This is a genomic window from Fulvimonas sp. R45, assembly GCF_030504985.1.
GTDB lineage: Bacteria > Pseudomonadota > Gammaproteobacteria > Xanthomonadales > Rhodanobacteraceae > Rhodanobacter_A.
This window is the reverse complement of record NZ_JASERU010000004.1, coordinates 100,882-119,904: the sequence shown is the minus strand read 5'-3', so window position 1 is coordinate 119,904 and position 19,023 is coordinate 100,882. Positions and strand designations below refer to the sequence as shown.

At 72.1% G+C, this 19,023-nt stretch carries 18 protein-coding genes; 8 read left to right on the top strand and 10 right to left on the bottom strand.

All coding sequences use genetic code 11. The features are described from left to right. Positions 1 to 580 precede the first annotated feature (580 nt). Positions 581 to 1,396, top strand: a complete 816-nt coding sequence (gene pyrF, locus QMK61_RS05075; RefSeq protein ID WP_302070930.1) for an orotidine-5'-phosphate decarboxylase — start codon at positions 581 to 583, stop codon at positions 1,394 to 1,396. A gap of 232 nt (positions 1,397 to 1,628) precedes the next feature. After that, positions 1,629 to 2,126 carry a hypothetical protein gene (locus tag QMK61_RS05070; RefSeq protein WP_302070929.1) on the top strand — a complete coding sequence of 166 codons (498 nt, stop codon included), beginning with the start codon at positions 1,629 to 1,631 and terminating at the stop codon, positions 2,124 to 2,126. Positions 2,127 to 2,161: 35 nt separating this feature from the next. On the opposite strand, the gene QMK61_RS05065 is transcribed toward QMK61_RS05070, so the two are convergent. From QMK61_RS05065 to QMK61_RS05055, 3 genes are all read right to left on the bottom strand, one after another. Continuing rightward, entirely contained in the window at positions 2,162 to 2,770 is a 609-nt protein-coding gene (locus QMK61_RS05065) for an NAD(P)H-dependent oxidoreductase (RefSeq protein WP_302070928.1), read from the bottom strand. Positions 2,771 to 2,825: 55 nt separating this feature from the next. Then, positions 2,826 to 3,974 carry an acyltransferase gene (locus QMK61_RS05060; RefSeq protein ID WP_302070927.1) on the bottom strand — a complete coding sequence of 383 codons (1,149 nt, stop codon included), beginning with the start codon at positions 3,972 to 3,974 and terminating at the stop codon, positions 2,826 to 2,828. A 109-nt stretch (positions 3,975 to 4,083) separates the two neighbouring features. Further along, positions 4,084 to 4,980, bottom strand: coding sequence for a LysR family transcriptional regulator (locus tag QMK61_RS05055; RefSeq protein WP_302070926.1), 897 nt, complete (start codon positions 4,978 to 4,980; stop codon positions 4,084 to 4,086). Between the two features lie 112 nt (positions 4,981 to 5,092). On the opposite strand from QMK61_RS05055, the gene QMK61_RS05050 reads away from it, so the two are divergent. Continuing rightward, positions 5,093 to 5,560 (top strand): nuclear transport factor 2 family protein, encoded by a 468-nt coding sequence (locus QMK61_RS05050; protein WP_302070925.1) that lies wholly within the window; start codon positions 5,093 to 5,095, stop codon positions 5,558 to 5,560. A gap of 75 nt (positions 5,561 to 5,635) precedes the next feature. Here the strand turns inward: QMK61_RS05050 and QMK61_RS05045 are convergent, their stop codons facing one another. Next, positions 5,636 to 6,115, bottom strand: a complete 480-nt coding sequence (locus tag QMK61_RS05045; protein ID WP_302070924.1) for a GNAT family N-acetyltransferase — start codon at positions 6,113 to 6,115, stop codon at positions 5,636 to 5,638. Between the two features lie 6 nt (positions 6,116 to 6,121). Next, positions 6,122 to 6,529, bottom strand: coding sequence for a rhodanese-like domain-containing protein (locus QMK61_RS05040; RefSeq protein ID WP_302070923.1), 408 nt, complete (start codon positions 6,527 to 6,529; stop codon positions 6,122 to 6,124). A 113-nt stretch (positions 6,530 to 6,642) separates the two neighbouring features. Here QMK61_RS05040 and ftrA point away from each other — a divergent pair, with 113 nt between their 5' ends. Then, positions 6,643 to 7,614 carry a transcriptional regulator FtrA gene (ftrA, locus tag QMK61_RS05035; protein ID WP_302070922.1) on the top strand — a complete coding sequence of 324 codons (972 nt, stop codon included), beginning with the start codon at positions 6,643 to 6,645 and terminating at the stop codon, positions 7,612 to 7,614. 29 nt (positions 7,615 to 7,643) lie between these two features. Here the strand turns inward: ftrA and def are convergent, their stop codons facing one another. Then, on the bottom strand, positions 7,644 to 8,183 hold the full coding sequence (gene def / locus QMK61_RS05030) for a peptide deformylase (protein WP_302070921.1): 540 nt from the start codon (positions 8,181 to 8,183) through the stop codon (positions 7,644 to 7,646). A gap of 187 nt (positions 8,184 to 8,370) precedes the next feature. Between def and QMK61_RS05025 the strand changes: the two genes are divergently transcribed. The 4 genes from QMK61_RS05025 to QMK61_RS05010 all read left to right on the top strand — a co-directional run bounded on the left by QMK61_RS05025 (position 8,371) and on the right by QMK61_RS05010 (position 12,294). After that, on the top strand, positions 8,371 to 10,461 hold the full coding sequence (locus QMK61_RS05025; RefSeq protein WP_302070920.1) for a carbon starvation CstA family protein: 2,091 nt from the start codon (positions 8,371 to 8,373) through the stop codon (positions 10,459 to 10,461). 10 nt (positions 10,462 to 10,471) lie between these two features. After that, positions 10,472 to 10,672 carry a YbdD/YjiX family protein gene (locus QMK61_RS05020; RefSeq protein ID WP_302070919.1) on the top strand — a complete coding sequence of 67 codons (201 nt, stop codon included), beginning with the start codon at positions 10,472 to 10,474 and terminating at the stop codon, positions 10,670 to 10,672. Between the two features lie 150 nt (positions 10,673 to 10,822). Next, the gene (locus QMK61_RS05015) at positions 10,823 to 11,329 is read left to right on the top strand and encodes a DUF2127 domain-containing protein (RefSeq protein WP_302070918.1); all 507 of its coding nucleotides are present in this window, start codon (positions 10,823 to 10,825) and stop codon (positions 11,327 to 11,329) included. A gap of 65 nt (positions 11,330 to 11,394) precedes the next feature. Beyond that, on the top strand, positions 11,395 to 12,294 hold the full coding sequence (locus QMK61_RS05010) for a TraB/GumN family protein (RefSeq protein ID WP_302070917.1): 900 nt from the start codon (positions 11,395 to 11,397) through the stop codon (positions 12,292 to 12,294). A 20-nt stretch (positions 12,295 to 12,314) separates the two neighbouring features. Here QMK61_RS05010 and QMK61_RS05005 read toward each other — a convergent pair whose 3' ends face one another. The 4 genes from QMK61_RS05005 to purL are packed head-to-tail and all read right to left on the bottom strand — an operon-like array spanning position 12,315 to position 18,751. Continuing rightward, the gene (locus tag QMK61_RS05005; RefSeq protein WP_302070916.1) at positions 12,315 to 13,217 is read right to left on the bottom strand and encodes a DMT family transporter; all 903 of its coding nucleotides are present in this window, start codon (positions 13,215 to 13,217) and stop codon (positions 12,315 to 12,317) included. After that, positions 13,214 to 14,101, bottom strand: coding sequence for a glycosyltransferase family 2 protein (locus QMK61_RS05000; protein ID WP_302070915.1), 888 nt, complete (start codon positions 14,099 to 14,101; stop codon positions 13,214 to 13,216). Before QMK61_RS05000 ends, QMK61_RS05005 begins: the two co-directional genes overlap by 4 nt. Before the next feature lie 49 nt (positions 14,102 to 14,150). Further along, positions 14,151 to 14,876, bottom strand: a complete 726-nt coding sequence (locus tag QMK61_RS04995; RefSeq protein WP_302070914.1) for a hypothetical protein — start codon at positions 14,874 to 14,876, stop codon at positions 14,151 to 14,153. A gap of 14 nt (positions 14,877 to 14,890) precedes the next feature. After that, positions 14,891 to 18,751, bottom strand: coding sequence for a phosphoribosylformylglycinamidine synthase (gene purL / locus QMK61_RS04990; protein ID WP_302070913.1), 3,861 nt, complete (start codon positions 18,749 to 18,751; stop codon positions 14,891 to 14,893). Positions 18,752 to 19,023 lie beyond the last annotated feature (272 nt).

The following is a 19,023-nucleotide window of genomic DNA, read 5'->3' as shown; positions in this document are numbered from 1 at the left end:
CGCGTCCCGCCGTCCGCCCGATACCGGTGCGGCCTGCGGGATGGCCGCAGGAACCGCCCGTGCGGCGGACATCCACGCCCCGCCGCCGCACTTCCCCGCGCACGGGCACGCATGCGGCACGCGGACCGGTCACGGCAATGCGGATGGCTTCTGGTTCCATGCGGCGGCTCCCACTTCTCTCGACCTGTGCGGCGGAAAGCGGCGGCATCAGGCGGCGCCTCGATGCGCGCGTCCCGAGCTCCCTCCCCACCCTGTCCCTCGATCCCACCGGGCCCCGGTTCTCCGCATCGCGTCGCAACCCGGAATCACCGCCCGATTTGGATCGATCTAAGTCCCCGGCGCAGATTAGTACGCCGAAGCGGCGCCATGTCACGCTGCAGCGCAGAAAAACCGGCCGGATGTCTGCCGATGGCGCTCCGCACGGACCGCGGCGACGCGGACGGAACCTGCTCCGCCGGGCGCCCGCATCGGGAATGTCGCGCAGGCCGGCGTGCTCCAGGCGGCCGCACACCGGCGGCGGCGCCGTGGCCGGGCCTGCTTCGCTAGACTACACGCCCCCTTTTTGCCGGAGACCCATGCCATGCGCTTCCACGACACCCTGCAGCGGCGCTGGAGCGGGCATGGCACGCTGGTCTGCGTGGGCCTCGATCCGGAGCCGGCGAAATTCCCGGCCCACCTGCGCACACGTCCCGATGCGGTGTTCGAATTCTGCACCGCCATCGTCGACGCCACCGCCGACCTCGTCTGCGCGTTCAAGCCGCAGATCGCGCACTTCGCCGCGCTGCGCGCGGAAGAAACCCTGGAGCGCCTGATCGCGCACATCCACGACAAGCACCCCGGCGTGCCGGTGATCCTGGACGCCAAGCGCGGCGACATCGGTTCCACCGCGCAACATTACGCCGCGGAAGCCTTCGACCGCTACCGCGCCGACGCGGTGACGCTGAACCCCTACCTCGGCCGCGACTCGATCCAGCCCTTCCTCGACCGCGCCGACAAGGGCGCGATCCTGCTCTGCCGCACCTCCAACCCCGGCGGCGCCGACTTCCAGGCGCTGGATTGCGGCGGCGCCCCGCTCTACCTGCGCGTGGCCGAGACCATCGCGCGCGACTGGAACGCGCACGGCAACTGCGCCCTGGTCACCGGCGCGACCTGGCCGGAGGAACTGGGCCAGGTGCGTGCCCGCGTGGGCGACATGCCGCTGCTGGTGCCCGGCATCGGCGCCCAGGGCGGCGACGTGGAGGCCGTGCTGCGCCACGGCCTCACCGCCGACGGCGGCGGCCTGATGATCAGTTCCTCGCGCGCCATCCTCTACGCCGGCGGCGGCGAGGACTTCGCCCAGGCCGCGCGCCGGGCCGCGCTGGAGTTGCGCGACACCATCAACCGCCACCGCCGGTAACCCTTTCCGCCCGGTCCTGCCTGGAAACCCCGCCGGAACCGGGCAGGGGCACCGTGTCGCCGTCGGTGGATTCGCGCCGGCCGCCTCCTCAGAATGGCGAAAGTCTCGCACTGTCATCCTGGGGAAGACCGATGCCGGATTTCGACGTACTGATGCTGCTGGGCTTTCTCCTGCCCGGCGCCGCGATCTGCGCGATCCACCGCCGCCTCACGCGCGGGCCGCGCTGATGTACATGGGCCACTACGCCATCGCCCTCGGCTCGCGCCGCTGGCTGCGGCCGCTGCCCATGGCATGGCTGCTGTTCGCCTCGATCGAGCCGGACCTGCACGACGTGCTGGGCGGGATGGCGCCGTCACTCGGGATCGGCCCGGACACGCACACCCTGCCCGGCGCGTTCGCGGCGGCCGTCGTCCTCGCGGCGGCCGCGATGCTGATTTTCCGTCGCGCCCGCCTGGCGCTGGGCACCGGCCTGCTGGTGCTGTCGCACGTCGCCGCCGACTACTTCACCAGCCGGCTGCCGCTGTGGCGCCACGGCCCGGTGGCCGGCCTGCACCTCTATGCGACGCCGTGGGCGGACTTCCTGCTCGAGGCGGGCACGATCGCCATCGGCCTCGCCCTGTACGCCCGCTCGCCCGACTTGCGACGTCCGGCACGCGCGGGCGTGTCGGTCATCGCCGTGTTGATGCTCGCCCTGCAGGCCGGCTGGAACTTCGGGCTGGGCGGCGGCTGATCGCGGCGCCCGCGGCGGGATTGCCGCCGCCCTCCCTAGCGCGTCCCGGGATACGGCTTCGCCCGCAGCAGTTCCGCCAGGTGCGCCGCGTTGCAGGCCTGGGTCCGGATCGCGCCCGCCAGCGCCTCCGGCGTCTCGTCCAGGTCGATGTAGTTCGTCTTCTGCATCGCCTCGCCGACCCAGTAGCTGGAGCCGGCCGCGGGAATGGTGAAGCCGACGTCGGCCAGCGCCTGGTACAGCTCGGCGGTGACGTGGTGGGCGCCGTCCTCGTTGCCGACCACCGCGACCAGCGCGACGCGGCCGAAGGTCGGGTAGCGGCCGTGCCCGTCGATCTCGCCGAACACCGCGTCCAGCCGTTCCAGCACGCGCTTGCACACGCTGCAGGGCTGGCCCAGCCAGATCGGTGTGGCCAGCACCAGGATGTCGGCTTCCTGGATGCGCCGGCGCAGGCGCGGCCAGTCGTCGTCCTCTCCTTCGTCGGTGCGCACGCCGGGCAGGATGTTGCAGTTCACCGCACGCTCGCTGGACGAGCCGACGCCGTACCCGCCCAATGCCTGCAATACCTGGTCGAGCAGCTTCTGGGTGGACGACGGCTCGGCGCCGCGCTTGAGCGTGCAATTGAGGCCGAAGGCTGTCAGCGGCATGGTGCGCTCCCGGGGAACCCGCCGGCAGCGTGCGCAAGGCGGCGTGCAGGGACGGTCAGGGCGCCGGGCAGGCCGCGTTGACGTTCGCGGCGGGCCGCACCCAGCGCGCGCGCAGCCAGCGTTCGCACGGCGCGGACAGGCCGCGCTCGACCGTGGCACCCAGCAGCCAGCACAGCGCCAGCGCCGGCAGGTACCACAACCAGCCACGCGCCGGGTCCCCGCCCCAGGCACGATACGCACGCACCACCGCGAACACCACGAACATGTGGCTGAGATAGATCTCGTAGCTGAGCCGCCCCCACGAGCGCAGCCAGCCCCAGCCGCGCAGCAGCCCGCCGGGGCGCCGCCAGTGGCAGGACAGCAGCAGGCACAGCGCCGACCCCGTGAGCACCAGCATGTAGCCGTCGCGCAGCCAGTGCCACAGCGCGCCGCCGTCCAACAGCACCGCGCCCAGCCCCGTCGTGCCGAGCCAGCCCAGCAGCACGGCGGTGCGCCGCGGCGGCCGCCAGGCAGCGGCCAGCAGTGCGCCGAACACGCCGGTGGCGATCGCCGCCATGCCGGGGAGGTAGGCCTTCTCCAGCCAGATCTCGTTGCCGTGCAGCGCCGCCCGCGCCCACGGCAGCGACAGCGCCAGCACGAGCAGCGGCGGCACCAGCAGCGCACGACGGCGCAGCAGCAGGCAGGCCAGCGGGAAGCCCAGGTAGAACGCCTCCTCGATCGACAGCGACCACAGCACGTCCCAGTTGCCCGGCAGGTAGCCGGTGCGCCCCTCGTACCAGTTCAGGTGCAGGCCCAGCGCCGCCACCAGCGCGCGCGGCAACGACTGGCCGGGTCGGTGGATCACGTAGTCCGCCACGCCGAGCAGGTGCAGCACGCTCAGCACCGCGAGCAAGGCCAGCAGGCACGGCACGATGCGCGCGAAGCGCCGCGCGTAGAACACCCGCGCATCGATCGCCGCCAGGCTGCCCCAGCGGCGCAGCGCGTTGCCCGCGATCAGGAAGCCGGAGACCACGAAGAACACGTACACGGCCTCGTAGCCGTTCCAGTTCAGCCGGTTCAGCAGCCATCCCGGCAGCACCGCGGCCAGCGCGGTCTTCGCCAGCGGGATGCGCAGGCCGAGGTGGTTGAACACCACCAGCACGATGGCCAGGCCGCGCAGCAGGTCGATGCCGGGGTTGCGCGAACCCGCATCGCCCGTCGCCACGGAAATATCCGTCCCGCGCATGTGCACCGCCCGTCGTGTCGGACCGCGATGGTGGCGGCACGGCGCATGGCAGGCAAGGGATTGCCGCCTGCCGTGGAATGGCGCCTCCTCAACCCGGCGGCTCCACCGGCCAGCGCGCCGCCGCGAAGTCGATGAAGGCGCGCGTGCGCGCGGGCGGCCGCCTGCCCGCCGGCCACACGACATGCACCGGCAGGCCGGGCAGTTGCCAGTCGTCCAGCACGGTTTCCAGCCGCCCCTGGTCGAGCAGCGCGCGCACCTGCCACGACGCGGCGGTGGCGATGCCCAGGCCGGCCGCCGCCGCGGCATTGCAGGTGGCGGCGTTGTCCGCGCTGAAGCGGCCGCGCACGTCCACCGTCTGCCGCCGGTTGCCGCGGCGGTAATGCCAGCGCTGCGCATCCTGGGCCGGCCGGCGCACAATGCAGGCATGCCGGCGCAGGTCGGCCGGCACGCGCGGGCGGCCGTGCCGCGCGAAGTAGCCGGGCGCGCCGACGGTGAGCACGCGCAGCATGCCCAGCTGGCGCGCGTGCAGCCGGCTGGGCGCCAGCTCGCCCAGGCGCACCGCGGCGTCCAGCTTCTCGCGCTGCAGGTCGGCGTGGTGGTCCGCCACCACCAGCTCCACGGCCACGTCGGGATAGCGCTCCATGAAGGCCGCCACCAGCGGCACCAGGTACGGCGCGCTGAACTGGGTGGAGCCGCCGATGCGCAGCGTGCCGTCGATGCGCGCGCCGTGCTCGGCGAGTTCGGAGCGGGCCAGGTCGATGTCCGCCAGCGCCGACTTGATCCGCGCGTGGAAGGCCAGCCCCGCCGCGGTGGGCTGCGCGCGGCGCGTGGTGCGCTGGATCAGCTCCACGCCGAGCCCCTGTTCCAGCGCCTGCAGCGAACGGCTCACCGCCTGCAGCGAGCGGTGCAGGTGGCGCGCCGCCGCGGTGAGGTTGCCCTGCTCCACGATCGCGACGAAGACGCGGTAGTCGTCCAGGCTGGCCACGGCATTCTCCCGCATATCGTGATGGTGCATCCATGCTAACGCCTATTCTCCCAGGACGCCTCCGGGCGAAGAATGGCGTCACGCCATTCCCCCACCCAAGCCGGAGACATCCATGTCCATGCCACCTCCCAACGCCATCGACGGCACCGAAACCGGCCTCGAGCCCGATTCGCCGCTGGCCGCGCTGAGCGCCTTCTACTGCGCCTTCAACAACCGCGACCTCGAGGCCATGGCGCGCAACTGGCACGACGGCGACGGCGTGTCGATGAGCAACCCGCTGGGCGGCATCGCACGCGGCTGGCCGGCGATCCGCGCGGTTTACCGGCGCATCTTCGAAGGCCGGTCGCGGGTGCGCGTGGCGTTCCACGACTACACGTTGCACGTGGCCGGCGACGTGTTCCACGCGGTGGGCCGCGAGCGCGGCACGCTGGAACGCGATGGCCTGCGGCTGGAGCCGGCGATCCGCACCAGCCGCCTGTTCCGCCGCATCGACGGCGTCTGGCGGCAGGTGCACCACCACGGCTCGTTCGACGACCCGGCCCTGCTCGCCGCCTACCAGGATGCCGTGCGACGCCCGTAGCGCATGCCGGCGGCGGCGTGCGCCGGTGGCGATCGTGCCAGGTCGCCGCGCGTCCAGGCCGCGACCGGCCCGCCGCTAGCCTCCTGTCCCACCCGCCTGGGCCATGGACAGCAGGAAACGCCGCTTGGCCTTTTCCACCGCGCCGGACCGGCGGTAGAAGCGCGCGGCGTCCGCGTTCCATGCCGGTGTCTGCCACTGGATCTCCGCACAGCCGGCCCTGCGGGCGAAATCGACGACGGCGTGCAGCAGGGCGGCGCCCGTTCCGCCGTCACGTCGCCCGGCGCGCACGTACAGGCAATCCATGTGCAGGAATTCGCCGGCCTGCCAGGTGGAGAACTCCAGCGTGGCGGTAGCGTAGCCAACCGGCTCCCCCAGCACTTCCGCCACCCAGGCATGCAGCCGCGGCGGGGTCGAGAACAGCGCCCGCGACAAGGCCTCGGCCTTGCCTGCGGGCGCATACGACGCCCTTTCGTACGCCGCGTGCTCACCGCACATCGCCACCAGCGCGGCCAGGTCGTCGGGCCGCGCCCGCCGCACAATGCAGGCCGCGCTCACGGCGACTCAGCCATGGCCGGCATCCACCGCCAGCTCGAAGCCTTCGTCGAGCCAACCGGTGATGCCGCCGGCCATCAGCTTCACCGGCCGTCCCAGCCGGGCCAGCCGCACCGCGGCGCGCGCCGCGCCGTTGCAATGTGGACCGGCGCAATACACCACGAACAAGGTTCCCGCGGGATAGTCCGCCAGGCGCGATTCGACGATCTTGCCGTGCGGCAGGTTCACCGCGCCGGGGACGTGGCCGCGCGCATAGTGCGCCGGACTGCGCGCATCGACGAGCACGAAGCCGGGATCCCCCTGCTGCAGGGCATCGTGGGTATCCCAGCAGTCGGTCTCGAAGGCGAATCCGGCCTCGAAATGCTGCAGCGCCTGGGCGGACGGCGCGGCGGGGATGCGGGTGACGGCGTTCGACATGGCGGCTCCGGGTGTGGGCGAGGCCTCATTGTTCGAATCCGCCGGTGCGCGCACAATTGGCAAGAATGACACCTGTCGATCAAATTGCGCCAACTTCGCGCCGCCCCGGGGCGATGCGCAATCCACGGGTCGCCGCGCTGGTCTACGACGGCCTGTGCGGGTTCGAGTTCGCCTGCGCGGCCGAGGTGTTCGGACTGCCGCGGCCGGAGCTGCAACCGGGCTGGTACCGTTTCGAAACCTGCGCCGCCAGGCGCGGCTCGCTGCGCGGGCAGTACGGCATGCGGGTGATGGCGGACGCCGGGTTGGAGCGGCTGGCCGGGGCCGGCACCGTCATCATCCCCGGCTGGACGGGCATCGACGTGCCGGTGCCCGCGCGCGTGCTGGATGCCCTGCGCGAGGCGCACGCGCGCGGAGCGCGACTGCTGTCGATCTGCTCGGGCGCCTTCGTGCTGGCCGCCACCGGCCTGCTCGACGGCAGGCGCGCGACCACCCACTGGCGCTATGCCGACGCATTGCAGCGCAGGTACCCGCGCATCGCGGTCGACCCGGCGGTGCTGTACGTGGACGAAGGCCAGCTGCTCACCTCCGCGGGCAGCGCCGCGGGCCTGGACCTGTGCCTGCACCTGGTACGCCGCGACCACGGCCCCGACATCGCCAATCAGGTCGCGCGGCGGCTGGTGATCCCGCCGCACCGCGACGGCGGCCAGGCGCAGTTCGTCGAGCGGCCGATGCCCAGGCGCGAAACGAACGCGCTGTCGAAGGTGATCGACACCATGCACCGCCGGCTGGCCCGCCCCCAGCCGATCGCCGAACTGGCGGCGATGGCGGCGATGAGCGAGCGCAGTTTCATGCGCCACTTCAAGGAAGCCACCGGCATGAGCCCGGCCAGCTGGCTGATTTCGGCGCGCGTGGACCGCGCACGCGAACTGCTGGAAGGTTCGTCGCTGTCGATCGACGCCATCGCCGGCGAATGCGGCTTCGGCAGCGCGATCACGCTGCGCCACCACTTCCGCCGCAAGCTCGGCACCAGCCCGAGCGCGTACAAGGCCCGGTTCGCGCAGGCGCCGCGCGCGAACCGGGGCTGACGGCCAGGTGGCACGCCAGCCGAACCGGCTCACTCGTCGGCGGCGGGATCCATGCCGGGGAACAGCACCTCGGTGAAGCCGAACTTGGCGAAGTCGGTGATGCGCGAGGGATACAGCCGGCCGATCAGGTGGTCGCATTCGTGCTGCACCACGCGGGCATGGAAGCCCTCGGCACGGCGATCGATCGGCGCGCCTCCGGGGTCGACGCCCTGGTAGCGGATCAGGCTGTAACGGCTGACCGCGCCGCGCAGCCCGGGCACGGAGAGGCAGCCTTCCCAGCCCTCCTCCATGTCCTGCGACAGCGGGGTGATGACGGGATTGAGCAGGATGGTGCGCGGCACCGCGGGGGCGTCGGGATAGCGGTCGGAACGGTCGAAGCCGAAGATCACCAGTTGCAGGTCCACGCCGATCTGCGGCGCGGCCAGGCCCACGCCGCCGGCGTCGTGCATGGTGTCGAACATGTCGGCGATCAGCGCGTCCAGCTCCGCGCCGCCGATCATCGCGTCGGGCACCGGCGGCGCCACGCGCAGCAGGCGCGGGTCGCCCATCTTCAGGATCTCGCGGATCATCGCAATCTCGCCTCTCCGGCCATGGCCCCGCCGACTTTAGCCGAGCCCGCGCGACACTGGCGTGCCGTTGCATGAACGCGCCGCCGGGCGCCGGGCGCACCGGCATTCGACCAATGGCTAAGCCCCCCGGCATTGACCCCCACCACGCCCGGCGAGACCCTTGCCGGGACTTCCAGGGGAGTTCCCTATGCACAGCGCAACTGTCAAACCCGGCCCGGCGGCGAAGATCCTCTGGGTCGCCATCGCCATCGTGGGCGCCTGGTGCCTCGGCGTGGTGGCCCTGCGGCGCGGCGAGCCGATCAATGCGATCTGGCTGGTCGCCGCGGCGATCGCGGTGTTCGTGATCGGCTACCGCTTCTACGGCAAGTTCGTCGAGCACGCCGTGCTGCGCATGGACCCCACCCGGGCGCCGCCCTCGGTGCTGCGCAACGACGGCCTGGACTACGTGCCCACCGACAAGTGGGTGGTGTTCGGCCACCACTTCGCCGCGATCGCCGGCGCCGGCCCGCTGGTCGGCCCGGTGCTGGCGGCGCAGATGGGCTACCTGCCCGGCACGCTGTGGATCCTGTTCGGCGTGGTGTTCGCCGGCGCGGTGCAGGACTTCATGATCCTCGGCCTGTCGCTGCGCCGCGATGGCCGCTCGCTCGGCCACATGCTGCGCGAGGAACTGGGGCCGGCGCCGGGCATCGTGGCGATGATCGGCGTGCTGGTGCTGATGATGATCGTGCTGGCGGTGCTGGCGCTGGTGGTGGTGAAGGCGCTCACGCACAGCCCGTGGGGCACCTTCACCGTGGCCATGACCATCCCGATCGCGCTGCTGATGGGCGCCTACCTGCGCTGGGTGCGCCCGGGGCGCATCCTGGAAGTGTCGATCATCGGCCTGGTGCTGTTGCTGCTGTCGATCTGGGCCGGCAAGTTCGTGGCCGACTCGGCCACGCTGGCGCCGGTGTTCGACCTCGGCGCCAAGGCGCTGGCCTGGTGGCTGATCGGCTACGGCTTCTGCGCCTCGGTGCTGCCGGTGTGGCTGCTGCTGGCGCCGCGCGACTACCTGTCCACCTTCCTCAAGATCGGCACGATCGTCCTGCTCGCGCTGGCGATCTTCCTGGCCGCGCCCACGCTGCAGCTGCCGGCGGTGAGCCGCTTCATCGACGGCACCGGCCCCGTGTTCGCCGGCAACCTGTTCCCGTTCCTGTTCATCACCATCGCCTGCGGCGCGGTGTCGGGCTGGCACTCGATTATCGCCTCGGGCACCACGCCCAAGCTGCTGGCGAACGAGGGCCAGGCGCGCATGGTCGGCTACGGCGGCATGCTGATGGAGGCCTTCGTGGCGATCATGGCCCTGGTGGCCGCCGCCTCGCTGCACCCGGGCGTGTACTTCGCGATGAACTCGCCCGGCGCGATCATCGGCACCACGGTGGAGCATGCCGCCGCCACGATCAGCCAGTGGGGCTTCGTGGTGACGCCGGACCAGTTGCTGCAGACCGCGAAGGACGTGGGCGAGCAGAGCATCCTCAGCCGCGCCGGCGGCGCGCCCACGCTGGCGGTGGGCATGGCCCGGCTGCTGCACAACATCATCCCCGGCGAGGGCATGATGGCGTTCTGGTACCACTACGCGATCCTGTTCGAGGCGCTGTTCATCCTCACCACGGTGGACGCCGGCACGCGCGTGGGCCGCTTCATGATCCAGGAGATCGCCGGGCTGGTGCACAAGCCGCTGAAGGAGACCAGCTCGCTGGCCGGCAACCTGCTCGCCACCGCGATCTGTGTCGCGCTGTGGGGCTACTTCCTGTACCAGGGCGCGGTCGACCCGCTGGGCGGCATCAACACGCTGTGGCCGCTGTTCGGCATCGCCAACCAGATGCTGGCGGCGATCGCGCTGATGCTGGCCACGGTGGTGGTGGTGAAGCTCAAGCGCGAGCGCTTCGTGTGGGTGCCGGGCATTCCCGCGATCTGGCTGATCGTGTGCACGCTCACCGCGGGCTGGGAGAAGCTCAGCGGCCCGATCAGCTTCACCGCGGCGGCGGACAAGTACGCCACCGCGCTGCAGAACGGCCAGCTGCTGGCGCCGGCCAGGACCCCGGCCGCGATGCAGCAGATCGTCACCAACAACCACGTGGACGCCGCGCTCACCGGTATCTTCATGCTGCTGATCGTGGTGATGCTGGCCTTCACGCTGAACGCGATCGCCAGGGCCTGGCGCACCAACCACCCCACCGCGCACGAGGAGCCCTACGTGGCCCTGGACAGCGTGCCCGGCGGCGCGGGCGCGGGCCACTGAGGGCGCCGCGATGGATGCCGCGACCGCGTTCCGTTCCGTGCGCAGGTGGGCGGTGCAGACCGCCCGCCTGTGCTGCGGCGTACCCGACTACGAGGTCTACGTGAAGCATCTGCGCGAACACCACCCCGAGCGCCCGGTGCCCAGCTACGCCGAGTTCTTCCGCGAACGCCAGGAAGCCCGCTACAAGGGCACCGGCGGGCGCTGCTGCTGAGAGCCTGAACAGGCTCTGGCTCTTCCCCTCGATGCCGCGCCGGTTCACTCGGCGCGGCCTTTTTTTCGTCCGCGGCGCCTCCATTCTTCCGGCACTGGTCATCCCCGTCGGTACGACGACAATAGCCGCTTGTCCGCCCGCGAATCCCGCATGCCTCCGACCCACGACACCGCCGCCGTGCCCGCCGCCGTGCACCCGCACCGCGCCGGCCTGCGCGTCATCGCGATCTACGAGATCGCCAAGACGCTGTGCCTGCTGCTGGTGGCGATCGCGGCCTTCCACCTGGAGCACCAGCAAAACTTCGAGCGCCTGGTGCACTGGCTGGAACACCTGCCGCTGACCGGCAGCAGCGGCCTGCGCTGGAAGCTGGTCGCCGCGCTGCAGGCGTTCGGTCCCAGCCGTTTCGTGGCGGTGGGCCTGGTCGTGCTGGGCTACGCCGTGCTGTTCGGCATCGAGGGCGTGGGCCTCTTGATGGGCAAGTATTGGGCGGAATGGTTCACCGTGATCGCCACCGCCTCGCTGATCCCGCTGGAACTCTACGAGACCCTGCACCGCTTCGGCTGGCTGAAGCTGGCCGCGCTGCTCGGCAACGTGGCGATCGTGGTGTACCTGGTGCGCGTGGCGCTGCAGACCCGCGCGATGCGCCGGGGGCGATGACTTGTAGCACTGATCCGGACGGCCCAGCCGTTCTAGTTTGGCGCTTGGGACACCGGGAGCCGAACATGGACATCATCGACATCCGCCGGCGCAAGTTCGCCGGCATGCTGGCGGCCGCGCTGGTCGCCGGAACGGGTGGGCTGCTGCCCTTCAAGTCGCTGGCGAAACCGGCGGCACGTGGCTGGCCGTTGTGGTCGATCCGGCGCGGTGGCCGCAACCTCTACCTCACGGCCGAAACGCCGCCGCAGCCGGCCGACTGGCGCGACTCGCGCATCGAACAGCTTCTCGCGCATTGCTCGTCCTTCTGGACCGAGACCAACAACGTCTACCGGCAGCCGCAAGGGGCGCTCATCCAGCGCTACGGCATGGACCCGAAGCGCCCCCTCGACGCCTGGCTCGATGCGCGCGACAAGGCGCGGTTGGCCAGGGCCGCCAGCTACTGCAAGACGCATCTCGACGACCTGGCGCCGTACAGGCCGTGGATCGTCGGTTCGCTGCTCCAGGACCAGTACTACCGCGTCGCCGGGTGGAAGGGGAAATCCGCACGCGAGGTGCTGGCCGGGCAGGCCACGCGGGCGGGCATACCCTGGCACTGCGAGTTCGAGACCAAGGACGAGGTGCTGGCCTGGTTCGGCGCGCTGACGCCGTTGCAGGACGTCCAGTTCCTGCGCTATGTGCTCGACGAAGTGCTCGCCGGGCCAGCGGCCGATGCGCGCATCTTCGAGGCCTGGACGATGGGCCGGCGTGGGTTGGCGGCGGCGGAAGTGGAGCGCTACAGCCGGGCCTACCCGGAGCTGGCGCAGCGGCTCACGTTCGCGCGCAACCAGGCCTGGCTGCCCCGGTTCGAGAAGATGCTCGATGCCCCGGGCACGCCGCTGGTCGTCGTCGGCCTGTACCACATGGTCGGCCCGTCCGGCCTTCTCGCCAGCGCCAGCCGGCAAGGCTGGACGGTGGATGCACTCTAGCGCCGACCGGGCCAGCCACCTCACACCTCGTGGTGCACGGCCTCGGCCGGCAGCCCGGATTTGCGCCGCGGTGCCAGCTCCACCAGGTACATCGCGCCCAGCACCAGCGCCCCGCCCGCCAGCATGCGCCAGGTGACCACGTCGCTGCCGAAGGCCACCGCGAAGGCGGCGGCGAACACGGGCTCGGTGGTCATCACGATGGCGGCGCGGGTGGCCGGCAGGTGCGCCTGCGCCCAGGTCTGCATCAGCATCGCGCCGGCGCCGGCGACCAGCGCCATGTACAGCACGCCCAGCCACGCCGCGTGGTCGGGCGGCGCGGTCGGGCCGCCGTGGGGCAGCGTGGCGAGCAGGCAGACGGCGGCGATCGCCACCATCTGCACCGCCGACAGGCCCAGCGCGTCGTCCGGGCGCGACCATTGCCCCAGCGCCACGATGTGCAGCGCGTAGCACACCGCCGAGGCCAGGGTCAGCCACACGCCCGCGTCCACCGACAGGCCGTTCAACGACAGCAGCGCCAGCCCGGCCGTGGCCAGCACCACCGCGATCCACACCCGCCCCTGCAACCGCTGGCGCAGCAGCAGCGTGGCCAGGACCGGGGTGAACACCACGTACATGCCGGTGGCGAAGCCGCTGACGCTGGGCGAGATCAGCGCCAGCCCCCAGGTCTGCAGCAGCTGGCCCGCGCCGTAGATCACGCCCAGCGCCAGCCCGCGCGCGATGCCGCCGCGGCCGAGCCGCCACGCATGGCGCGGGAACAGCGCCAGCATCGCCAGCGCCGCGATCAGGAAGCGCACGGCGAGGAAGTCCGCCACCGGCATGCGCGCCACCACGTCCTTGATCAGCACGAAGGTGGAGCCCCACACGGCGGTCATCGCCAGCAGGCCGACGGTCGCCAGCAGGCGCAGGCGCGCGGGCGCGTTCATCGACGCCACAGCCGCCACAGCTGGCCGGGGATCTGCAGCAGGAAATGCGCCCACAGGCCCAGCCACACCGCCGCCGCCACGAACGGGTTGCGCGCGGCCGGGTCGAACTTGCGGAACCAGCGCCACATGCCGCGGTGCTTGTAGCGGCTGACGAACACCGGCCGGTGGCGGCTGGAGCCGCCCTTTCCGTGCAACACGCGCACGTCGCCGGCCAGCAGCACGCGCCAGCCGGCGTCGCGCACGCGGCGGCACAGGTCCAGGTCCTCGCAGTGCAGGAAGTAGCCTTCGTCGAAGCCGCCGATGCGCTCGAACAGGGCGCGCGGCAGCAGCATCACCGCGCCGGACACCGCCTCGGCCTCGACCACGCGGTCCGGCATGCCGCCTTCGACGTTGACGCCTTCGCCCCGGCCGCCGAACAGGCCGACCAGCGCACGCCGCAGCAGCGGATCGCGCCGGTACGAGGCGGGGTCGGGTGCGCCCTGCGCGTCGCACACCACCGCGCCGACCAGGCCGGCCCGTGGTTCGCCCGCCAGCACGTCGAGCAGCCGCCGCAGCGCGGGCTCGTCGAGCATGCAATCGGGATTGAGCACCAGCAGCGCGTCGCCGCGCGCCTGCGCCGCGGCGCGGTTCACCGCCGGGCCGAAGCCGAGATTGGCGTCATTGCGCAGCAGCCGCAGCCGCGCGTCGCCCGCATGCTCGCGCGCGACCTGTTCCGGCACGCCGTCGCGCGAAGCGTTGTCGATCAGGATCAGCTCCAGCGGCACATCGCAGGCCAGCACGTGGCGTACGCCCTCGCGCAGCGTGGGTCCGCTGTCGGCGGACACCACGATCACGCTGAGCGGCAGGGCTGAAGCCCCGGGGGAAAGGGGAGCGGGCGTGTTCACCGCGCAAGTATGCGGGAGACGGCGGCGGCGGAGAATGCCGCCGCGCGCCTCAACCCGTCCCGTCCTCGTCGTGGCCGAGCACGTGCGGCAGCGCCAGCGGCGCGCGGTCCCCGCCGCGTTGCAGCCACGGCAGCCCCGCATGCCAGCCGCACAGCTGCCAGCCGCGCAGGCGGTGTAGCCGGCCACGCCGGCGGTCCAGCAGCAGCAGGCCGCGCCGCGGCGCCAGCGGCACGGCCAGCCAGCGCGCATCGGGATCGAAGCAGCAGCGCGGAGCCACGCCGTCCAGCCGGGTGCCGTCGGCCAGCACCAGCGCGTGGCCGTCGCGGCGCAGCTCGCCGCCGCGCGGATCGGCCAGGCGGTCGTCCACGTCGTGCCAGTCGGGCGGCTGCAGTTCGATGATCGCCGGCGCCGGCCCGACCGGCGCCATCGCCAGCTCGCTCCATTCCGGCGAGGGCTGCGCCGGGCCGCGCCGATGCCCGCGAACCAGCCAGCCTTCCAGCAGCATCAGCAACGAGAAGCCGGCCAACGCGGCCAGCAGGACCAGCACCCAGGCGCGCGGGTCGCTGCCCAGCATGCGCAGCAGCGACAGCAGCAAGCCAGGCAGGCCCCAGCGCAGCGCGCGGCGCAGATCATGCGCCCGCGCGAACGCATGTTCCGCGTGGGCGAGCCGCGCCGCGGCCAGGGCCAGCAGCAGCGGCAGGTCGATCCACCAGGGCAGCAGCGCCAGCAACAGCATCCAGGCGATGGCCAGCAGCAGCGCCGGCCATCGCGGCAAGGGCAGGCCCGGGCTCAGCCGCACCACACCCGCGCGTTGCGGAACATGCGCATCCAGGGCGAGTCCTCGCCCCAGCTCTCCGGGCGCCAGCTCAGCTGCACGCTGCGGAACACGCGCTCGGGATGCGGCATCAGGATGGTCACGCGGCCGTCGGCGGCGGTGAAGCCGGCCAGGCCACCGGGCGAACCGTTCGGGTTGAGCGGATAGTTCTCGGTGGGCTTGCCGCGGTTGTCCACGAAGCGCACCACGCCGCCCGACTTGGACGGGCTGCACTCGTACGGGAAGCTCACCCGGCCTTCGCCGTGCGCCACCGCCACCGGGATGCGCGAACCGGCCATGCCCTTGAAGAAGATGCTGGGCGAGTCCAGCACCTCCAGCGTGCACAGGCGCGCCTCGTACTGTTCCGAGGCGTTGCGCAGGAACTTGGGCCAGTGCTTGGCGCCGGGGATGATGTCCTTGAGCTGGCTGAGCATCTGGCAGCCGTTGCACACGCCCAGCGCGAACTTCGCGGGGTCGGCGAAGAACGCCTCGAACCCGGCGCGCAGCCGTTCGTTGTAGAGGATGGAGGTGGCCCAGCCGCGGCCCGCGCCCAGCACGTCGCCGTAGGAGAAGCCGCCGCACGCGGCGAAGCCGCGGAAGTCGGCCAGCTTGTGGCGCCCGCTGGCGAGGTCGGACATGTGCACGTCCACCGCCTCGAAGCCGGCGCGGGCGAACGCGGCGGCCATCTCGACCTGGCCGTTGACGCCCTGCTCGCGCAGGATCGCCACGCGCGGACGCGCGCCCTTGGCGACGTACGGCGCGGCCACGTCCTCGGCCGGGTCGAAGGCGAGCTTCGGGCTGATGCCCGGGTCGGCGTCGTCCAGCCGCCATTCCAGCTCGGCGTCGGCGCCGAGCGGGTTGTCGCGCAGGCGCTGCATGGCGTGGCTGGTCTCGTTCCAGGCGCGGAACAGCGCGCTCCACTGCCACTTGAACACCGTCTCGCTGCCCTGGAACAGCTTGATGCCGAGCTTCTCCTTCGGCCGGCCGATGCGATGGCTCATGCCGGCGAGGTTGTGCTTCACCAGCAGCGCCTCGAACGCCTCGCGGTTGGCCGCGGCCACCTGCAGCACCGCGCCCAGTTCCTCGTTGAACAGCGCGCGCAGCGTGGCCTCGGCCCAGCCGTCGAGGTGGATCTCCAGGCCGCAGCGGCCGGCGAAGGCCATCTCCAGCAGGGCGACGATGGCGCCGCCGTCGGAGCGGTCGTGGTAGGCCAGCACCAGGCCGGCGCGGTTGGCTTCCTGCACCAGCTCGAACAGCGCCTTCAGGCGGCGCGCGTCGTCGAGGTCCGGCGGCACGCCGCCCTTGCGGTTGAACACCTGCGCCAGCGCGGAGCCGCCCAGGCGGTCGCGGCCGGCGCCGAGGTCGACCAGCCACAGGTCGGAATCGCCGCGGTCGAGCTTGAGCTGCGGGGTGAGCGTGCGGCGCACGTCGTCCACGCGGGCGAAGCCGGTGATCGCCAGCGACACCGGCGCCACCGTGCGCTGCGGTCGCTCGCCGTCGTTCCACACCGTCTGCATGGAGAGCGAGTCCTTGCCCACCGGGATCGAGATGTCGAGCGCGGGGCACAGCTCCATGCCCACCGCCTTCACCGCGTCGAACAGCGCCGCGTCCTCGCCGGGGTGGCCCACCGCGGCCATCCAGTTGGCCGACAGGCGGATCTCGCCCAGCGCGGCGATCGGCGCGGCGGCGAGGTTGGTGATCGCCTCGCCCACCGCGAGGCGCGCGGCGTCGGCGCTGGACAGCAGCGCCACCGGGGCGCGCTCGGCCATCGCCATCGCCTCGCCGGCGTAGCCGTCGAAGTCGGCCAGGGTCACCGCGCAGTCGGCCACCGGCACCTGCCAGGGGCCGACCATCGGGTCGCGGTGGTTGAGGCCGCCCACGGTGCGGTCGCCGATGGTAACGAGGAAGCTCTTGCTGCCCACCGTGGGCAGGCGCAGCACGCGCAGCAGCGCCTCGTCCATGCCGATGCCGGACAGGTCCGGGATCAGGTCCACGCGCGGCTTGATGCGGGTGGCGTCGCGGTGCATGCGCGGCGGCTTGCCGAACAGCACGTCCATCGGCAGGTCGATGACGGTGAGGTCGCGACGCGGGTCGGTCACGCGCAGCACGCGCTCGGCGGTGGCGGTGCCGACCACGGCGCAGGGGCAGCGTTCGCGGGCGCAATACGCCTCGAACTCGGGCAGGTTCTCCGGCGCGATGCCGAGCACGTAGCGTTCCTGCGATTCGTTGCTCCACACCTGCATCGGCGACAGCGAGGGATCGTCGCAGGGCACCTTCGACAGGTCGATCTCGCCGCCCACGCCGGCGTCGTTGAGCAGTTCCGGGATCGCGTTGGAGAGGCCGCCCGCGCCGACGTCGTGGATGCTGACGATGGGGTTGTCCTCGCCGCGCGCCCAGCAGGCGTCGATCACCTGCTGGCAGCGGCGCTCCATCTCGGCGTTGTCGCGCTGCACCGAGGCGAAGTCCAGTTCCGCGCTGGACGCGCCCGAGGCCACCGACGAGGCCGCGCCGCCGCCCAAGCCGATCAGCATCGCCGGGCCGCCCAGCACGATCACCGCGTGGCCGGGCTGGATCTCGCGCTTCTGCACGTGGTCGCGGCGGATGTTGGCGAGGCCGCCGGCCAGCATGATCGGCTTGTCGTAGCCGCGGCGCAGGCCGGTCTCGCCGGTCTCCATCTCGAAGCTGCGGAAATAGCCGCCCAGGCACGGACGGCCGAACTCGTTGTTGAACGCGGCCGCGCCCAGCGGGCCGTCGCGCATGATCTCGAACGCGCTGGCCATGCGCGGCGGCAGCGGGCGTTCCACCTCCCACGGCTGCGGGTGGCCGGGGATGCGCAGGTCGGACACCGAGAAGCCGGTCAGCCCCGCCTTGGGCTTGGCGCCGCGGCCGGTGGCGCCCTCGTCGCGGATCTCGCCGCCGGCGCCGGTGGCCGCGCCGGGCCACGGCGCGATCGCGGTGGGATGGTTGTGCGTCTCCACCTTGATCGCGTAGTCGATCTGCTCCTCGTGCGCGCGCCACACGCCGTCGGCGTCGGCGTAGAAGCGCCGGCCCTCGCCGCCCTCGATCACCGCGGCGTTGTCCTTGTAGGCGGACAGCGTGTGCGCGGGCGCGTGCCGGTGGGTGTTCTTGATCATCGCGAACAGGCTCTTGTCCTGTTCCTGGCCGTCCACCGTCCAGGTCGCGTTGAACACCTTGTGGCGGCAGTGCTCGGAATTGGCCTGCGCGAACATGAAGAGCTCGGCGTCGGTGGGGTCGCGGCCCAGCTCGGCGTAGCGCTCGGCGAGGTAGTCGATCTCGTCCTCCGCCAGCGCCAGGCCCAGTTCGGCGTTGGCCTTCGCCAGCGCGGCGCGGGCGTCGCCGCCCAGCGGAACATGCACCAGCGGACCCGGCGAACCGGCCAGGAACAGGCCTTGCGCCTGTTCCAGCGCGGTCAGCACGGACTGTGTCATCGCATCGTGCAGCACGCCCAGCACGGCCGCGTGCGCCGGTTCGCCCGGCTGCGGCAGGCCCACCGCCTGCCAGGCGATGCCGCGCTCCACTCGGCGCAGGCCGAAGCCGGCACCGTGCAGGATGTCGGTGGCCTTGCTCGACCACGGCGAGATCGTGCCCAGCCGCGGCACCACCCACAACGTGGCGGGCGCGGGCGTGGCGTCCTTCGCCTCCAGCACCGCCAGCAGGCGCTGGCGCGATTCGCCTTCCGGCGCGGCATCGGCGTCGATGAAATAGACGAACCACGAGGCCTGCACGCGCGCGCCGCGATGCAGGGCATCGAGGCGGGCATTGAGGCGGTCGAGGCGGAACGGCGAGAGGGCGCTCTGCCCGTCGAGTGCGATCATGCGGGGAACGGCGCTGTGCGAGTGAAACGCCTATTCTACCCGATGCTGCAATACGGCATAGCGGGCGGGCGGCATGCCCCCTCCCCTGCCTGCAGGGGAGGGTCGGGGAGGGGCCGCCCAGTCTCGCGGCAAGCCCGTTTACCCCCTCCCGGCCTCCCCCTGCGCGCAGGGGGAGGAGCGAAGCCCGGCGACCCTCAGAGCCTGTTCACGATCTCCAAGTGCCCCGCGCCGGGAGCTGTTTGCGCGCAGGCCAAGGAAGAGTGAAGGCGTGG